Here is a 17216-nt window from a genome sequence, read left to right on the forward strand (position 1 = left end):
CGACATGCGCCAGCTCATTCTCGACACCGAAACCACCGGCCTGAACGCCCGCTCCGGCGACCGCATCATCGAAATCGGCTGCGTCGAACTGCTCAACCGCCGCCTGACCGGCAACAATCTGCACTTCTACGTCAACCCGGAACGCGACAGCGACCCGGGCGCGCTCGCCGTCCACGGCCTCACGACCGAATTCCTCAGCGACAAGCCGAAATTCGCCGAAATCGCGGACGAGCTGCTCGCCTTCATCCGCGGCGCGGACCTCATCATCCACAACGCCCCGTTCGACATCGGCTTCATCGACGCCGAGCTGGCCCGGCTCGGACAACCGCCGCTCGCCGGGCATTGCGGCGAGATCATCGATACGCTGGTGCAGGCCAAGCAGATCTTCCCCGGCAAGCGCAACTCGCTCGACGCGCTCTGCGACCGCTTCGGCATCAGCAACGCGCACCGTACGCTGCACGGCGCGCTGCTCGACTCGGAGCTGCTCGCGGAAGTCTATCTGGCGATGACGCGCGGCCAGGAGAGCCTCGTCATCGACACGCTCGGCGAACCGGCGCCCGGCCCCGACGCGCATCTGCCCGCCGAGGCCAGCATGCAGCTACCCGGAGCGTTCGATCTCCCCGTGATCGCGGCCACCGACGAAGAGCTCGCGGCGCACCAGGCGGTGCTCGACGACCTCGACAAGGCGATCAAGGGAACGAGCGTCTGGCGGGCCGTGCCGGTCGTTGCGCCGGATGCGGCGTCGGCCGGGACGCAGTCCGCCTAAAAAGGGCTTTACGGGGCCCCCAAAGCCTGACATAATTTCGCTCTCTTCGGGTGGTTAGCTCAGCGGTAGAGCACTGCCTTCACACGGCAGGGGTCACAGGTTCAATCCCTGTACCACCCACCAGATTCATGGGTACGTTGGAAGCCCGAAGAACAAAGGCCCTCAAGGCGAAAGCCTGAGGGCCTTTTTCTTTCTTCCTCGCCGCGTCACCCTACTCCGGTCCGACCGGCCGGCCCAGTCTCAGTGACTGATCATCCACGGTCGCGAGTTACCGGAAGGGCTCTTGAGCCCGCCGCCCTGGGACGCCCCGTCCGCCCCGGCCAGCGACACCTTCCCCCCCGAGCAGCACCCGCAACCGTATCGGTGCGCCGCCCCGTCGCCCGACTGCAGCGGCGCGTTCGCGGCCCGCTCGTTCGTGGCGAACGCCTTGCGCTGCGCGCCCGACATCAGCGCGATCGCCGGCGCGCTGACCATGCGCGAGGCTGCGCCGCCGCAGTCGGGGCATGACCACGGGGCATCGCGCTCGGCAATCGGGCGCATCACGGCGAACTCGCCGCAGGTCTCGCAGTGGAAGTCGTAAATCGGCATGGGGCTCCCTGGCGTAATGGACGACCGTGTCAGGACTTGTCTTTCGAAAGGGGCAAGTCGACGCCGCCCTTCACGTGCCTGACCGGCCCGTCGGCGCCCGGACGGATGTCGAAGTCGAAGATCTCCGTCGGCAGCCACAGCGTCGCGCAGGCGTTCGGGATATCGACGACCCCGCTGATATGCCCCTGCACAGGCGCACATCCTAGCAGCGAATACGCCTGCGCGCCCGAGTAGCCGAATTTCTTCAGATACTCGATCGCGTTCAGGCAGGCCTGCCGATAGGCGACGTTGACGTCGAGATAGTACTGGTTGCCGCTGTCGTCGACGGAAATGCCCTCGAAAATCAGGTAGTCGTTATAGGTCGGCACGATCGGGCTCGGCTTGAACACCGGGTTGCGGATGCCGTACTTCTCGACGCCGCCCTTGATCAGGCTGACCCGCATGTGCACCCAGCCCGCCATCTCGATCGCGCCGCAGAACGTGATCTCGCCGTCGCCCTGGCTGAAGTGCAGGTCGCCGACCGAAAGCCCCGCGCCGTCGACGTACACGGGAAAATAAACCTTCGAGCCGCGCGAGAGATCCTTGATGTCGCAATTGCCGCCGTGCTCGCGCGGCGGCACGGTCCGGGCGCCCTCGGCGGCAGCCTTCTTCTTCGCGTCGCCGCCCAGCTTGCCCATGTGGGCGGTCGCCGCGAACGGCGGATTGGCGAGCGGCGGCACGCGGTCGGGCTGCGTCGCGATGAGCCCCGTCTCGCGCGTATTCCACTTCTCGAGCAGCTTCGCGTCGGGCAGGCAGCCGATAAGACCCGGATGGATCAGCCCCGCGAAGTTCACGCCGGGAATGTGGCGCGAGCTCGTGTAGAGGCCGTGGAAGTCCCAGATCGACTTCTGCGCGTCGGGAAAGTAGTCGGTCAGAAAACCGCCGCCGTTCGACTTCGAGAAGAAGCCGTTGAAGCCCCAGAGGCTGTCGGGCTTCGCGCCGATGTCGAGCAGATCCACGACGAGCAGGTCGCCCGGCTCCGCGCCGCGCACGCCGACGGGCCCCGACAGGAAGTGCACGATCGAAAGGTCGATGTCGCGCACGTCGTCGGCGCTGTCGTCGTTCTTGATGAAACCACCGGTCCAGTCGTACGTTTCGAGGATGAAATCGTCGCCCGGGTTGACCCAGCAGGCCATCGGAATATCGGGGTGCCAGCGGTTGTGGACGCCCTCGTTCTCGTACGCGGACTGCTTCAGGTCGACCTTGATCAGGGTATCAGGCATCTCAGACGCTCCCAGTTTCAATGACAGATAACAGACACAAACAGACTTGCAGATCCTTGCGGCCGCGCGCGGCGACGCGGCTGCCCGGCGGTTTCGAACGGCGGCGGGGCGCCATCTCGCCGTGCCCGCCGGCGCGCCCCGATGCACCACGACGATCAGGCGGCCGGCGTGCCGTCGCGAACGGACGCGAGGCCCGTCGGCCGTTTCCCGGTCGCGGGTGCGCCGCCCGGCCCCCCGCCGGGGCGTTCGCCCGAATGTAGAAAGCCAATATGGCGGCCGGAATACGTCGATTGACGTATTCACGCGGGCCATACTGGAACGTAACTTGCTCGACGCTCACATCCAGCGATCGACGCACCAATCCGGTTCATCCGACATGGCCCAGATGCACCCGCCTGCATCGCCCCACCCTACGACGCAGCGCATCGTCAAGATCCGGCGCGACTACAACGCGTGGGTCGGGCACGAAATGCTCGAGGACTACGCGCTGCGCTTCACCCCGCGCTCGTTTCGCCGCTGGTCGGAGTTCCGCGTCGCGAACACCGCGATCGGCGCGGTGTCGTTCCTCGTGCTCGAGGCGGTCGGCGGCGAGCTCGTGATCAACTACGGCTTCACGAACGCGGTCTGGGCCATCGCCGCCGTGTCGGTCCTCATCTATCTGACGAGCCTGCCCATCAGCTACTACGCGGCGCGCTACGGCGTCGACATGGACCTGCTTACGCGCGGCGCGGGCTTCGGCTACATCGGCTCGACGCTCACGTCGCTGCTCTACGCGAGCTTCACGTTCATCTTCTTCGCGCTCGAGGCGGCCATCATGTCGCTCGCGCTGCGGCTCGCCTTCCACATCTCGCTGGCGCTCGCGCAAATGATCAGCGCGATCGTCGTGATTCCCGTCGTGATATTCGGCATCACGCTGATCAACCGCCTGCAGAGCTGGACCCAGCCGCTCTGGATCGTGCTGTTCGTCCTGCCCTACGTGGCGGTGCTCTGGCATGGCGGAGGACTGCTCGCGGCATGGACGACGTTTCCGGGCCGCGCCGTCCACGGCAACACGTTCAGCCTGCTCGCGTTCGGCGAGGCCTGCACGGTGGTGTTCGCGCTGATCGTCCAGGTCGGCGAGCAGGTCGACTATCTGCGCTTCCTGCCGCCGCTCGACGCGCACAACCGCCGCCGCTGGTGGATCGCGCTGCTTACGGCGGGCCCCGGATGGATCGTGCCCGGCGCGGTCAAGATGCTCGGCGGCGCGTTTCTCGCCTACGTCGCGACGCGCCACGGCGTGGACATGACGCACGCGATGCAGCCGACGCAGATGTACCTCGTCGCCTACCACGCGCTGCTCGACCCGGCCGGGCTCGCGGCCTGGGCGCTGCCGGCCATGACGCTCTTCGTCGTCGTGTCCCAGCTCAAGATCAACGTGACGAACGCCTACGCCGGATCGCTCGCCTGGTCGAACTTCTTCGCGCGCCTCACGCACAGCCACCCGGGGCGCGTCGTGTGGCTCGTCTTCAACGTGCTGATCGGGCTGCTGCTCGTCGAGATGGGCGTGTTCGAGGCGATCGACCGCGTGCTCTCGCTGTACGCGAACGTGGCCATCGCGTGGATCGGCGCGCTCTTCGCCGACCTCGTCGTCAACAAGCCGCTCGGCTTCAGCCCGCGCCACATCGAGTTCAAGCGCGCGCATCTGTACGACGTCAATCCGGTCGGCGTCGGCGCCATGCTGATCGCCACGGTCGTCGCCGCGCTCGCCCATAGCGGCATGCTCGGCGAGACCGCGCATGCGATGTCGTCGTTCATCGCGTTCGGCGTCGCGTTCGCCAGCGCGCCGATCATCGCGTTCGCGACGGGCGGAAAGTATTACCTCGCGCGCGCGGGCGAGCGGCAGGAAAACGGCGCGACGACCCGCCAGTGCGTGATCTGCGAAAACGCCTTCGAATACGAGGACACGGCCCACTGCCCCGCCTACGGCGGCACGATCTGCTCGCTGTGCTGCTCGCTCGATTCGCGCTGCAACGACTGCTGCAAGCCTCACGCGCGCTTCACGTTCCAGCTCGACCGAGCCGTTCACCGGCTGTTCCCGCGGCTGCATCTCGCCCCGGCGGCGCTGCGCCTCGTCCATTACGCGAGCCTCGTCGTCGCGATGCTCGCGCTGCTCGCCGTCGTGCTGTACGCGGTCTGGTCGCAAAGCCTCGGCTCGCTCGGCGCCCCCTCGGCCGTGCGCCTCATGCTCGCGCACAGCTACCTGAGGATTTTCCTCGCGCTCTCGCTCGTCGGCTGCATCGGCGCCTGGTGGTTCGTGCTCGAGCGCGAGAACCGGCGCGTCACGCAGGAGGAGTCGCAGCGACAAACGGAACTGCTGATGCTCGAGATCGAGGCCCACCAGAAAACCGACGCCGCACTCAAGCACGCGCGAGCGGCCGCGGAGGCGGCCAACCACGCCAAGAGCCGCTACGTCACCGGGCTCAGCCACGAGCTGCGCACGCCGCTCAACAGCATCCTCGGCTACGCGCAGCTCCTCCTGCAGGCGAAGGACGAACTGCCGACCGGCCGGCAGCACGCGGTGCAGACCATCCTCAGAAGCGGCGAGCATCTGCTCGCGCTCGTCGACGGCCTGCTCGACGTCGCCCGCATCGAGGCCGGCAAGTTGCAGCTCAACGTCACAAAGGTCTCGCTGCCCGACTTCATCGCGCACATCGCGTCGATGCTGCGCCCGCTCGCCGCCGAAAAAGCGCTGAATTTCGAGGTGCAGGCCGGCTCGCGCCTGCCGCAGGTGGTCCGGTCCGACGAAAAGTGCATGCGCCAGATCCTCACGAACCTGATCGTCAACGCGATCCGCTTCACGCCTACCGGCACCGTGACGCTGCGCGCGAGCCACGCGTGGGACACGCTGACCTTCGAGGTGATCGACACGGGCCCGGGCATTCCGGCCGCCGAGATCGAACGCATCTTCATGCCGTTCGAGCGCGGCGAGGGCGCGCGCGAGCACGATCACGGCGCGGGCCTCGGGCTCACCATCTGCCGGCTGCTCACCCAGGCACTCGGCGGCAGCCTCGACGTGGACAGCGAAGTCGGCAAGGGCACGCGCTTCGTCGTCAAGCTGTTCGCGCCCGAAGTGCAGCCCGTGGAGGCCATGCGCACGGCGCTCTCGTCGATCCGCGGCTATCGCGGCGCGCGCCGCACGATCCTCGTCGTCGACGATCTGCCCGACCAGCGCGGCATCGTCGCCCAGTTGCTCGCGCCGCTCGGCTTCCCGATCGCCGAAGCCGCCGACGGACCGCAGGCGCTGCGCTGGCTCGGCATCCATCGCGCCGACGCCATCATCATGGACATCTCGATGCCCGGCATGGACGGCTACGAGACGAGCCGCCTGATCCGCGAGCGCCAGTTGAGCGACGCGCCGATCGTGCTGCTTTCGGCGAACGCATTCGCCGACGACCGCGAGCGCGCGGCGAAGATCGGCCGCAGCGACTATCTGGTCAAGCCGCTGCAGATGCCGCTGCTGCTCGACAAGCTGGCGAGCCTCATCGGCATCGAGTGGATCCTGACGGGCGAGCCGGCCGACGAGACGCACGCCGACGCGACAGCCGCCGGCCGCGACGACCGCTCCCCCGCGCGGCTGCCGGAACGGCTCGGCGAGAAACTGCGCGCGCTGCTCGACATGGGCTACGTGCAGGGCATCGTCGAACAACTGGACGCGGTCGTCGCAGAGCGGCCCGAACTGCGCGCCGAGCTGGAATCGCTACGCGCGCTCGCGCAGCGATTCCAGCTCACCGAGCTTGCCCACCAGATCGAGCAGCTATCCGATGATCCACATGGTTGAAGAATCCGCCCATCGTCCGCCGGACGCGCCGCCCGATTTCCCGGGCGAGCGCGCCGTCGTGCTGATCGTCGACGACACGCCCGACAACCTCGCGCTGCTCTCCGACGCGCTGCAAGGCACCGGCTACGCGGTGCTCGTCGCGCTGAGCGGCGAGGCCGCGCTCAAGTGCCTCGCGCGCATCACGCCCGACGTCGTGCTGATGGACGCCATGATGCCCGGCATGGACGGTTTCGAAACCTGCCGGCGCCTGAAGGAAGACGAGCGCCATGCCCATCTGCCGGTGATCTTCATGACGGCGCTGACCGAGAGCGAGCACGTCGTGCAGGGCTTTCGCGTCGGCGGCATCGATTACGTGACGAAGCCCGTCAAGCCCGGCGAAGTCTGCGCGCGAATCAACGCGCACGTGGAACGCGCGCGGGCCCAGCTTTATGCCGAAGCGGCGCTCGGTCTCGAAACGCGGGCCGCGCTGATCGCGGCGGCCGACGGTACGATCCGCTGGAAGAATCCGCACGCGGCCCGCCAGCTCGCGCGTTACGAAGAGGTGCGCGGCGAGCGCGCGGCGGCCGCCGCGCAACAGCTACCGGCAGGCCTGCGCGCGTGGCTCGCGACGTGGATCGCGCACGGCTGCAACCCCGAGCTCGCCTACGAAATCACCACGAACGGCGTGCGGCGCATCGCGCGCGTGAGCGGCAGCCCCGTGCGCGGCGACTGGCTGATGATTCTCGAGGAGTACGACGACGCCGTGCAGATCTCGTCGCTCGCGGCGCGCTTCGGCATCACGGTGCGCGAAGCGGAAGTCCTGCTCTGGCTCTCGCGCGGCAAGACCAACCGCGACATCGGCGACATCCTGGACATGGCGCCCCGCACGGTCAACAAGCATCTCGAGCACCTGTTCCGCAAGCTGCACGTGGAAACGCGCTCCGCCGCCGCCGCGATGGCCGTCAAGGCGGGAAACCATCACTGAAGACGCGAAGCGTGCCGGTCGGCACGCAGACGCCCCGCCCCGGAAACGCCGAGGCCCGGCATGCAAAAGGCCCGCGTGAAAGCGGGCCTTCATGAAACAACGCCGAATTTCTCCTGCAAACCGGCATCGTCCGCGCGAACCCCGGACGACGCCGGCCCCGACGAAACCGCTTACGCGGCCCGCCTTTCCGTGGCGTGCAGTTCGAACAGCTTCACGTTCCGGTACTCGCCCGACTTGCAGACGTCGCCGCACGAGCTTTCGAGCGTGCAGCACAGCGAGCAGATATGGCCCTTGTGGAACGGGCAGCCGCTCATGTCCGGCGCTTCGTAGCTGCCGCCGCACGACGCGCAGACGTGCTCCTTTTCGGCGTGCGCGGCGCTGATCGGCTCCGCCGCGCGGGCGAGGTAGTACTTGCCGTTGGTAGCAAGCGCGATGATCGGCGAGAGCACGAACGCGATGACGAGCGCGAGGAACGGAGAAAACGCCTGCGCCACCGGCCCGAACGCCCCGAAGAACGCGATGATCGAGATGATCGAGGCGACGACCATCGAGCCGAATCCGACCGGGTTGAAGCTGTAGAGATTGCTGCGCTTGAACTCGATGTAGGACGGGCTGATCTTGAGGATCGGCTTGTTGACGACGAGGTCCGCGACGACCGCTCCGATCCACGCGATGGCGACGTTCGAGTAGAAGCCGAGGATCGAGTTCAGGACGTGGAAGACGTTGAACTCCATCAGCGCGACCGCGATCGCGATGTGCAGGACGAGCCACACCGCGCGCCCCGGGTGACGGTGCAGCAGGCGCGAGAAGAAGTTGGACCACGACAGCGACCCCGAGTACGCGTTCGTCACGTTGATCTTGATCTGCGAGATCACGACGAAGAGCGTCGCCACGGCGAGCGCGATGAACGGAGACGGAATCATCAGTTCATAGCCGTGCAGGAACTGCTGGATCGGCTCGACCGCGACCGAACCCGCCACCGTCCCGAAGATCAGCGAGAGCAGGAAACCGCCGCCGAGCTGCTTGAGCGCGCCGATGACGACCCAGCCCGGACCTGCGCTGACGACGGCCGCCCACCACTTGCCGCTATTCTCGGGCGTCTTCTCCGGCATGAAGCGCAGGTAGTCGACCTGCTCGCCGATCTGCGCGATCAGCGAGAGCGCGATGCCCGCGCCGAGACCGACCGAGATCATGTCGAAGCCCGCGCCGTGCGGCGAGTTGCCGGCGAAGCTGCTCCACTGCGCGTAGGCGTGCGGTTGCTTGATCGCCACGATGATGAACGGCAGCACGAGCAGCGTGATCCAGACAGGCTGCGTCCAGACCTGCAGCTTCGAGAGCAGCGTCATGCCGAACAGCACGAGCGGAATGAAGATCAGTGAGCAGATCAGATAACCGGCCGGCAGCGGCAGACCGAAGAAGAGCTTCAGACCCTGCGCCATGATCGCGCCCTCCAGCGCGAAGAAAATGAAGCAGAAGCTCGCGTAGATCAGCGACGTCCACGTCGAGCCCAGATAGCCGAAGCCGGCGCCGCGCGTGAGCAGGTCCATGTCGAGGTTGTAGCGCGCGGAGTAGTAGGCGATCGGCAGGCCCGTCACGAAGATGACGACGGCCGCGATCAGGATGGCCCAGAGCGCGCTCGAAAAGCCGTAGCTCAGGAAGATGGACGCGCCGATCGCGAAGTCGGCGAGATAGGCGATGCCGCCCAGCGCCGTCATCGCGATCGTGAACTCGCTCCACTTGCGGAAGGACTTGGGCGCGTAGCGCAGCGAGTAGTCTTCGACCATCGGCTGGCTGATCCATTCCTTCAGGCGGCTACCCATGCCGCCGGACGGCACGGATTGCCCAGGCATGCTCGCGGTTACGGACGGCGCGCGACCGTCATGGAACTGATCTGACATATAGACTCCTCGGTACCGTGATGAAACCGTCACGCGGCCATCCGGACGAACGCCGGCGGCAGCCCCCATTGGTCCTGCATTGGCCGATTATCGGGAGCGCCAGGTGGCCAAAAAATACGTCAGATGACGTACATTCCCACCCCGTCGTTATGGCCTGCCGAGGATTGACAGACGCTTTTTGGCGCGCCAACTTGAATAGGCATCGGACGCGGGTTGGGCGGCCCGGATTTGCGGCTGGGTTTGTGCACGATGGACGCGTGCGCCATTTTTTCGTTTTCCTGACAAAACAACTCATGAGGTTTCGTCGTCTGGATGTCGTCAACGTGCCGTCCTGCCTGCCGCCTCGCCGGCAGGACGAAAAAGGTAACGAAGCCCGGGCGGGCCGATGGGTCTGCCCGGGCTTTTTTCGTGGTTTCCGCGCCAACCGGGAGAACAGCAATGCGCCATGGTGATATTTCCAGCAGCAACGACTGCGTCGGAGTCGCAGTCGTCAACTACAGGATGCCGCGCCTTCACACGAAGGCCGAAGTGCTCGAGAACGCGCGCAAAATCGCGGACATGGTGGTCGGCATGAAGCAGGGCCTGCCGGGCATGGACCTCGTGATCTTTCCCGAGTACTCGACCCACGGCATCATGTACGACCCCAAAGAGATGTACGAAACGGCGTCCACGGTGCCCGGCGCCGAAACGGAGATATTCAGCGCGGCCTGCCACAAGGCGAACGTCTGGGGCGTCTTCTCGCTGACGGGCGAGCAGCACGAGGAACATCCGCGCAAGGCGCCCTACAACACGCTCATCCTCATGAACAACCGCGGCGAGATCGTGCAGAAGTACCGTAAGATCATGCCGTGGACGCCGATCGAGGGCTGGTATCCCGGCAACTGCACCTACGTGTCCGAGGGCCCGAAGGGCATGAAGGTGAGCCTCATCATCTGCGACGACGGCAACTACCCCGAAATCTGGCGCGACTGCGCGATGCGCGGCGCCGAGCTCATCGTGCGCTGCCAGGGGTACATGTACCCCGCGAAGGAGCAGCAGGTGATGGTCGCGAAGACGATGGCATGGATGAACAACGTCTACGTCGCGGTGGCGAACGCGACGGGCTTCGACGGCGTGTATTCGTACTTCGGGCACTCGTCGATCGTGGGCTTCGACGGCCGCTCGCTCGGCGAATGCGGCACCGAGGAGATGGGCATTCAGTACGCCGAGTTGTCCGTCAGCCTGCTGCGCGACGCGCGACGCAACATGCAGTCCCAGAACCACCTCTACAAGCTGCTGCACCGCGGCTACACCGGCAAGATCAATTCCGGGGAGGACGTGCACGGCGTCGCGGCCTGCCCCTACGAGTTCTACAGCAAGTGGATCAACGACCCCGAGGGCACGCGCCGCGCCGTCGAGGCGCTCACGCGCGACATGCCGGGCACGCCCGAATGTCCGATCGAAGGCATTCCGCACGCCGAGCCGTCTCACCGATAAGGCACCGACAACCCGCCCCGCCCGCGCGCCCGGCAACGGGCGCCGCGCGGCCAGTGAAGAAAGGACATGCCGATGCAGGACATCCTCGCGCCGTACCGGATCCGGAACGTGCCGTACTACCAGCCGGTCGGCCGCGAAGTCGAGCTGTTCGCGGCGGCCAGCGCACAGCGTCTGCCGGTGATGCTCAAGGGACCGACCGGATGCGGCAAGACCCGCTTCGTCGAGTACATGGCCGCGACGCTGAACCAGCCACTCGTCACGGTCGCCTGCAACGAGGACACGACGGCGTCCGACCTGCTGGGCCGCTTCCTGCTCGGCGGCGACCGGACCGAATGGCACGACGGACCGCTAACGACGGCCGTGCGCCACGGCGCTCTCTGCTATCTCGACGAGGTCGTCGAAGCGCGTCCGGACGCCCTCGTCGTCATCCACCCGCTCACCGACGAGCGCCGCATGCTGGCGCTCGACCGGCGCGGCGAGCTGGTCCACGCGCACCCCGACTTCCGGCTCGTGGTGTCGTACAACCCCGGCTACCAGTCGTTCGGCAAGGACCTCAAGACCTCGACGCGCCAGCGCTTCGGCGCGATCGAGTTCCGGTATCCCGACGAGGCGGTCGAGACGGCGATCGTCGCACACGAGGGCGAGGTCGATCGCGCGCTCGCCGCGCAGCTCGTGCGGATCGCCGCCCAGTCGCGCGAACTGCGGGGACGGGGCCTCGCCGAAGGCATCTCGACGCGCATGCTCGTGCATGCCTGCGCCCTGATCCGCGCGGGCATCGACGCGCCCGCGGCCTGCTCGCTGGCGATGACCTGCCCGCTGACGGACGACGACGAGGTGAAAGCGGCGCTCGACGGCTTCGTGCGCGCGCAATTCGGAGCCTGACGACCATGCCGGCGCCCGACGAGGATCGCGACGGCGCGCCCGCCCCGTCCGACGGCATGATCCGGCGGCTCGAATGCTATGCCGCAGGGTTCGGGCCCCCGTGCGCCGGCGACGACGGTCGCGGGAACGCGAACGGCCGCGCGCCGATACGCGTGTCGATCGCGACCGGCGCGCCGGCCGGGCACGGTGCCGGGCTCAGAACCTCGATCGGCGACGACGCGATCTGCCTCGCCCCCGCGCCCGCCGGCGATGGCTTCCGTGCCGCCCTGTTCCACGAGGCCAGCCTTGCCCATGCGCTCGCGCATCTGCGCTACTCGCGCGCGGCCACGCCGATCGGCACGCGTACGTCGCTGCGAATCGCGATCGCGTCGCTGCTCGAGGACGCCCGCGTCGAGCGCCTGTTCATGCGCGAATACCCCGGTCTGCGCGACGTGTGGGGCGTATTCCATGCCACATCGCCCGAACCGGGCCCGCCCGGATTCGCCTCGCTCGCGGCGCGCCTCGCCCGCGCGCTGCACGATCCCGGCCACGACGACGCCAACGACTGGGTACGCAAGGCACGCGCGCTCGTCCGCGCCCTCGATGCCCGCCCCCACGACGTCGACGCCAGGCAGGAAGCCGCCGACATCCTGGCCGTCGATCTCGCGCAAATGCGCGTGCGGTTCGAATCGTCCGCCTGGCGCGTCGAGCCGCCGTATCGCGACGACAACCGCTGGCTGTGGGCGCTCGAAAGCGAGGCTGTGCAAGCGCGCGCGGAGCATGAGGACGGCGCGCGCGAGCAGGCCACGGCGCGCCCGGACCGCGCCGATACGCCCGCGCGGCCGGACGATCCCTCCCGCGACATCGCGGGGCTGCGGGCTTATCGCTACCCGGAATGGCACGCGCGCATCGGATGCCTGCTGCCGGACTGGACTTGCGTCTACGACCGCGAACCGGCGGCCGGCGCCCGCCGCGACGACAGCACGCGAACCATGCGAACGATGCGCCAATCCGCGCCGCCCATGCGACTGCCGCAATGGCAACGCCCGGTGTTGCGTCTTCGGCGGCGCCCCGAAGGCGACGAACTCGACCTGAACGCGCTCCTCGATCACGGCGTCGCGCGGCGCATGGGCTTCCCCGGCGACGGGCGAATCTTCGAAGCGCGCCGCCATGCGCGGCCGCCCGCTTCCGTGCTGCTGCTGATGGACTGCTCGGCCTCGACCGGCGAGCGTCTCGGCCCGCACGGCCCGACCGTGCTCGACATCGAAAAGCACGCCGCTGCGGCGACAGCCGCCTCGCTCGAATCGACGGCCACGCGCGTCGCGCTGCACGGCTTCGCCTCGAACGGCCGGCACGACGTCCGCTACCTGCGCATCAAGGACTTCGACGAGCCGTTCGGCGACGTCCAGCGAACGCGGCTGCACGGGCAGCAGAGCGCGTTCTCGACGCGCATGGGCGCCGCGCTCCGGCATGCGGCCGCGCAGTTCGACCCCGCGCGACGCGACGCGAAGCTGCTGCTCCTCGTCACCGACGGCCAGCCGTCCGACATCGACGTTCACGGCCCGTCCACGCACCTCGTCGAGGACGCGCGCCATGCGGTCCAGACGCTCGCGGCCCAAGGCATCCTGCCGTTCTGCATTGCGTTCGATCGCGATGCGGACCCGTATCTGCGGCCGATTTTCGGCTCGCGCCGTTACGCCATTCTCGGCAGCACGACGAATCTCGCGGCGCAGATCGGCGCGGTGCTTGCGAATCTGCGGTAATCGACCCGAGCGCCAGCCGGCCGGGCTCGCCTGTCTGCATCGGCAGGTCCTGTCATGCAATCGTTATCAACTGTAATTTAGGGGTAACCCAATTAATATTGACGCCCCCTAGACTGCCGCTCGTCCGCCCCAATCCCTGCGGGGCGCCGCGCGGCCGGCTCCCGATCGCCGTCGCCGGCTTCCGCCCTCTCTGGAACGACCATGCAGCGATCTCTGCAGCCGGCCTCGCGCGTGGCTCTGGTTCTTTCGCCCGCGCTCGGCGACTCCCTGTTGATGATGATCGTCGCGCGCAACCTGCACGCGAACGGCGTCGCGGTCACCGTGTTCGGACGGCAGGCGAACGAGCTCGCCGCCTGGTTCCCGGACGTCGACATCCGGCCCGATCTCTCGCACGCGACCGTGCAGGCCACCCTCGCCGGCTTCGACACCGTGATCCAGATGCACCTCGACCGGCCGTTCGCGCACCTGGAGCGGCTGCATCCCCGCGTCGTGCTGCTCGATTCGACCTATCGCGCCCGCTCGTCGAAGTCGATGGCGGAGCGGCTCGCGCAATTCTGCCGCGACGAACTCGGGCTCGCGTCGGTCGGCAAGAGCAACGGCATCATCGCGCCCGCCGCGCTGCAACATCGCCGGCATCTGAGCCGCGTGGCCATCCACCCGACCGCGAGCACGCTGGACAAGTGCTGGCTGCCGTCGCGCTTCATCCGGCTCGCGCTCAGGCTGCGCAAGCTCGGCTTCAGCCCGCAGTTCGTGGTGGCGCGCGAGGAGCGGCAAGCCTGGGCCTACGTCGAGCGCTACGGCATCGCCCTGCCCGAGCTCGACACGCTCGACAGCGTCGCCGCGTGGCTCTACGAATCGGGCTGGTTCATCGGCAACGATTCAGGCATCGGCCATCTCGCCTCGAACCTGCAGGTGCCGACGCTTTCGCTCTTCATGCGGCGCGGCCTCGCGCGCACCTGGCATCCCGGCTGGGGCGCCGGAAGCGTGGTGGTCGGCAGTGCCTATCTGCCGACAGGCCGCATGCGCGAACGCTACTGGAAATACACGCTTTCGGTTGCGCGCGTGGCCCGCGCGTTCGAGCAGTTGCGGGAAACGCTCGCATGACGGGGCCGCTGCGCAAGTGCCGGCGCGTCGTTCTCGTCTCGTCGAACGCGCTCGGCGACACGCTCGTCCTGATGGTGATCGTGCACAACCTGCTGAAAAGCGGCGCCCAGGTCGTCGTGTTCGGCTCGCACGCGTACGCGCTGCGGCCGTGGTTTCCCGGCGTCGACATCCGTCCGCTGCGCGGCGACGACGCGCGGCTGCGCGAAAGTCTCGCATCCTGCGATCTCGTGCTCCAGATGCATGGACACCAGCCGGTCCCGAACCTGACGGCCCTGCACGCGAACGTGCAGGTTCTCGCGCCCATGACGCTCAGCCGCACGGGCGGATCGATCGCCCGCCGCTTCGCCGAATTCTGCCGCGCCGAACTCGGCCTTGCCGACGCGGGCGCCGACAACGGAATCACGCCGCCGCCGGGCCTGCGGCACCGGCGTCATGCGCGGCGGGTCGCGATCCACCCCGAAGCCAGCACGCCGGACAAGCGCTGGTTGCCGCGCCGCTTCGCCGAACTCGCGCGCCGGCTGCAATTGCAAGGCTACGAAGTCGGATTCGTGGTGTCGCCGGGCGAGCGGGCTCGCTGGGAGTGGCTGACGCACCGGCACTTCGCCGTGCATACGTTCGACGACACCCATTCGCTGGCCGCCTGGCTCTACGAATGCGGATGGTTCATCGGCAACGATTCGGGCGTCGGGCACCTCGCCTCGAATCTCGGGATTCCGACGCTGAGCCTGTTTCGCCGCCGCGGCGTTTCGGAGCGCTGGCGTCCGGCCTGGGGAACCAACGAAGTGGTGCTGCCGTGGCAGTGGCTGCCGACGTCCTGGCTGAAGGAGCGCTGCTGGCGCGAGACGCTGACCTGCGCCCGCGTGCTGGGCGCGTTCGAGCGCATGGCGGCGGCCGATCTGCAACACTACGGCGCGACGCCCTCCCCCGCGCGCGACGGTGCCCGTACCGCGTAACGCCGCGCAAGCGGCCGGCACCGGACGCGTTCGCCCGCCCTTATTCGAGGTGACATTGGAGCCCAAACCCAGAGCCGTCTTTCTGCACACCGGATACCGCACCGCGGGCACGTGGCTATGGTCGTGCTTTCGCCGCCTCGAGAACGTCGTCGCCTATTACGAGCCGCTGCACGAAATGCTGGCGGGCATCGACGCGGCCACGCTCACGGCAAGCACCTCCGATAGCTGGCGCTCCGGGCATCCGCGGCTCGCCCAACCCTATTTCGCCGAGTTCGCGTCGCGGCTCCGGCAACCGGCGGGCGTGCGGGGCTACGACGAACGCTTCGCCGTCGACCGGCTCGACGCCGCGCCACAGCCCGAAGACGCGCCGCCGCTCGAAGCTTATCTGCGAGAACTGATCGAATCGGCCGAGCAGCGCGACGGCGTACCCGTCTTCAAGTTCTGCCGTTCGCTCGGCCGCCTGCCGTGGTTCACCCGGACCTTCGCCGACAGCGTGCACATCGCCGTGCTGAAAAACCCGGCCTCGCAATGGCGGTCGTGCTGGACGCTCATGGCGAAGCATCGGAACCCGCACTTCGTCGCGGTGCCGTTCGCCGTGCTCGCTGCCAATCGCGACGTGCCGGTCGTCGCCCGAACGCTCGACGCGCTGCAAATCGCCCTGCCGGCCGTGCCCGACGCGCCGCCGCAAGGCCGCGTCGGGCACGACCTCGCGTTCTTCAAGCGCCACGTCGCCGGCATCTCGCCGCTCGACGCCTATCGCGCGTTCGTCGCGCACTGGCTGCTGACGCTGCGCCACACGGCCGGCCACGTGGACGCCGTTTTCGACTGCGATCTGGCGGTCGAGTCGCCGGCCTGGCTGGCCGACGCGGAGCAATGGATGGCGCAACTGACCGGACTGCGCCCGTCGTTCGCGACGGTCGCGCAGGCGGACGGCGGGCGGCGCGACTACGGGTTCTCGCCGGCCGGCGGATTGCGCCTCCATCTCGACGCGCTGACGCTGGCCGAAGCCCTCGCGCGCGAGGGCGCGGCCGATGCCGGCACGCTGGCGCTATGGCGCTGCAAGCTCGCGCAGGCGATGCAGGTGCAGGCGCTCGGCGAGCCGGCGGACACGACCTGGATTCGTCGCTACGCAGGGCCCAAAGGCAATCGCGGTGTTCCGCCAACCACGCCGCAGCGGGACGCCGGGGCCGACGCCGTGCTGGCCCGCGCGCGACGACGCCTCGCGGAGCTGGAACGGCCCCCCGCCGTCAGGATGTTGGCCTTCGCCCGGCGGCTCCTCGGGCAGCGAGCCTGAGCCTTATAAGCCCGCGCCCCGCCGCATTCCGTCCCGCCGTCCCGCCTATTGGCCGATGCGGGGCTGATAGAGGAGATAGCAGTTCGCGCGGATGATCTGCACGGCAAGCATGCTGCGGGTATTGCGCGTCCGCCTGCGTGTGCAGGCTTCGCCCGAATGAAAGCGCGCGAACCACCCCGACTGTTTCCCGACGAGCCCCGTGTTGCCGAATGCCTGCCGGCACTGGCCGACGCGCTGCTGCGTGACCATGTCGTTCGGAGAGCCCGACAGTCTGTCGATGAGGCATTCCTGAAGGTTACTGGGCCCGAACAGCCCTGCCGCGGCATTCGTGGACTGCACCGTCAGCGCGATCAGCGCAAGACATGCAAGGACTGGCCTGGCTGAGCGCATCTGTCGTTTTCCTTTGTCCGGGTTCTCTGGTGTTTTCCGAAAGTCGTACCGTCGGCGAGTTCTAAAACCACGCGGCCATG

At 67.9% G+C, this 17216-nt stretch carries 14 protein-coding genes and 1 tRNA gene; 11 read left to right on the plus strand and 4 right to left on the minus strand.

Annotated features, from left to right (window positions below; translation table 11 throughout):
- Nucleotides 1–4: 4 nt before the first annotated feature.
- A complete protein-coding gene (dnaQ, locus tag CY652_RS07140) occupies nt 5–766 on the plus strand; it encodes a DNA polymerase III subunit epsilon (protein WP_102130009.1) in 762 nt (253 codons plus the stop codon).
- Between the two features lie 48 nt (nt 767–814).
- Nucleotides 815–889: transfer RNA gene (locus CY652_RS07145), tRNA-Val, on the plus strand.
- 117 nt (nt 890–1006) lie between these two features.
- Here CY652_RS07145 and CY652_RS07150 read toward each other — a convergent pair.
- Both CY652_RS07150 and fmdA read right to left on the minus strand, forming a co-directional pair.
- Complete coding sequence (locus CY652_RS07150; protein ID WP_102130010.1) at nt 1007–1354, minus strand: FmdB family zinc ribbon protein; 348 nt, start codon at nt 1352–1354, stop codon at nt 1007–1009.
- A 29-nt stretch (nt 1355–1383) separates the two neighbouring features.
- The gene (gene fmdA, locus CY652_RS07155) at nt 1384–2616 is read right to left on the minus strand and encodes a formamidase (RefSeq protein ID WP_102130011.1); all 1233 of its coding nucleotides are present in this window, start codon (nt 2614–2616) and stop codon (nt 1384–1386) included.
- 376 nt (nt 2617–2992) lie between these two features.
- Here fmdA and CY652_RS07160 point away from each other — a divergent pair, with 376 nt between their 5' ends.
- The gene (locus tag CY652_RS07160; protein ID WP_102130012.1) at nt 2993–6433 is read left to right on the plus strand and encodes an ATP-binding protein; all 3441 of its coding nucleotides are present in this window, start codon (nt 2993–2995) and stop codon (nt 6431–6433) included.
- The gene (locus tag CY652_RS07165; protein WP_102130013.1) at nt 6426–7397 is read left to right on the plus strand and encodes a response regulator transcription factor; all 972 of its coding nucleotides are present in this window, start codon (nt 6426–6428) and stop codon (nt 7395–7397) included. The genes CY652_RS07160 and CY652_RS07165 overlap by 8 nt, the downstream gene beginning before the upstream one ends.
- A gap of 170 nt (nt 7398–7567) precedes the next feature.
- Here the strand turns inward: CY652_RS07165 and CY652_RS07170 are convergent, their stop codons facing one another.
- Nucleotides 7568–9247, minus strand: coding sequence for a purine-cytosine permease family protein (locus CY652_RS07170; RefSeq protein WP_102130014.1), 1680 nt, complete (start codon nt 9245–9247; stop codon nt 7568–7570).
- Nucleotides 9248–9552: 305 nt separating this feature from the next.
- Here CY652_RS07170 and CY652_RS23855 point away from each other — a divergent pair, with 305 nt between their 5' ends.
- The 7 genes from CY652_RS23855 to CY652_RS07200 all read left to right on the plus strand — a co-directional run bounded on the left by CY652_RS23855 (nt 9553) and on the right by CY652_RS07200 (nt 16746).
- Nucleotides 9553–9747, plus strand: a complete 195-nt coding sequence (locus CY652_RS23855) for a hypothetical protein (RefSeq protein ID WP_146010035.1) — start codon at nt 9553–9555, stop codon at nt 9745–9747.
- Entirely contained in the window at nt 9734–10771 is a 1038-nt protein-coding gene (locus CY652_RS07175) for an aliphatic amidase (protein ID WP_102130015.1), read from the plus strand. Before CY652_RS23855 ends, CY652_RS07175 begins: the two co-directional genes overlap by 14 nt.
- A gap of 72 nt (nt 10772–10843) precedes the next feature.
- Nucleotides 10844–11653 carry a CbbQ/NirQ/NorQ/GpvN family protein gene (locus CY652_RS07180; RefSeq protein ID WP_102130129.1) on the plus strand — a complete coding sequence of 270 codons (810 nt, stop codon included), beginning with the start codon at nt 10844–10846 and terminating at the stop codon, nt 11651–11653.
- 5 nt (nt 11654–11658) lie between these two features.
- A complete protein-coding gene (locus CY652_RS07185) occupies nt 11659–13395 on the plus strand; it encodes a nitric oxide reductase activation protein NorD (protein ID WP_102130016.1) in 1737 nt (578 codons plus the stop codon).
- Between the two features lie 201 nt (nt 13396–13596).
- A complete protein-coding gene (locus tag CY652_RS07190) occupies nt 13597–14499 on the plus strand; it encodes a glycosyltransferase family 9 protein (protein WP_102130017.1) in 903 nt (300 codons plus the stop codon).
- Nucleotides 14496–15452, plus strand: a complete 957-nt coding sequence (locus CY652_RS07195; RefSeq protein ID WP_102130018.1) for a glycosyltransferase family 9 protein — start codon at nt 14496–14498, stop codon at nt 15450–15452. The genes CY652_RS07190 and CY652_RS07195 overlap by 4 nt, the downstream gene beginning before the upstream one ends.
- 55 nt (nt 15453–15507) lie before the next feature.
- Complete coding sequence (locus CY652_RS07200; RefSeq protein ID WP_102130019.1) at nt 15508–16746, plus strand: hypothetical protein; 1239 nt, start codon at nt 15508–15510, stop codon at nt 16744–16746.
- Between the two features lie 45 nt (nt 16747–16791).
- Here CY652_RS07200 and CY652_RS23860 read toward each other — a convergent pair whose 3' ends face one another.
- Nucleotides 16792–17136 carry a hypothetical protein gene (locus CY652_RS23860; protein ID WP_146010036.1) on the minus strand — a complete coding sequence of 115 codons (345 nt, stop codon included), beginning with the start codon at nt 17134–17136 and terminating at the stop codon, nt 16792–16794.
- Nucleotides 17137–17216: the final 80 nt, after the last annotated feature.

It is taken from the genome of Burkholderia sp. WAC0059 (assembly GCF_002870125.1).
Classification (GTDB): Bacteria; Pseudomonadota; Gammaproteobacteria; order Burkholderiales; family Burkholderiaceae; genus Paraburkholderia.

Coding starts and splice junctions, on each gene's coding strand:
- dnaQ (WP_102130009.1), top strand. CDS start 5: ATGCGCCAGCTCATTCTCGACACCGAAACCACCGGCCTGAACGCCCGC.
- CY652_RS07150 (WP_102130010.1), bottom strand. CDS start 1,354: ATGCCGATTTACGACTTCCACTGCGAGACCTGCGGCGAGTTCGCCGTG.
- fmdA (WP_102130011.1), bottom strand. CDS start 2,616: ATGCCTGATACCCTGATCAAGGTCGACCTGAAGCAGTCCGCGTACGAG.
- CY652_RS07160 (WP_102130012.1), top strand. CDS start 2,993: ATGGCCCAGATGCACCCGCCTGCATCGCCCCACCCTACGACGCAGCGC.
- CY652_RS07165 (WP_102130013.1), top strand. CDS start 6,426: ATGGTTGAAGAATCCGCCCATCGTCCGCCGGACGCGCCGCCCGATTTC.
- CY652_RS07170 (WP_102130014.1), bottom strand. CDS start 9,247: ATGCCTGGGCAATCCGTGCCGTCCGGCGGCATGGGTAGCCGCCTGAAG.
- CY652_RS07175 (WP_102130015.1), top strand. CDS start 9,734: ATGCGCCATGGTGATATTTCCAGCAGCAACGACTGCGTCGGAGTCGCA.
- CY652_RS07180 (WP_102130129.1), top strand. CDS start 10,844: ATGCAGGACATCCTCGCGCCGTACCGGATCCGGAACGTGCCGTACTAC.
- CY652_RS07185 (WP_102130016.1), top strand. CDS start 11,659: ATGCCGGCGCCCGACGAGGATCGCGACGGCGCGCCCGCCCCGTCCGAC.
- CY652_RS07190 (WP_102130017.1), top strand. CDS start 13,597: ATGCAGCGATCTCTGCAGCCGGCCTCGCGCGTGGCTCTGGTTCTTTCG.
- CY652_RS07195 (WP_102130018.1), top strand. CDS start 14,496: ATGACGGGGCCGCTGCGCAAGTGCCGGCGCGTCGTTCTCGTCTCGTCG.
- CY652_RS23860 (WP_146010036.1), bottom strand. CDS start 17,136: ATGCGCTCAGCCAGGCCAGTCCTTGCATGTCTTGCGCTGATCGCGCTG.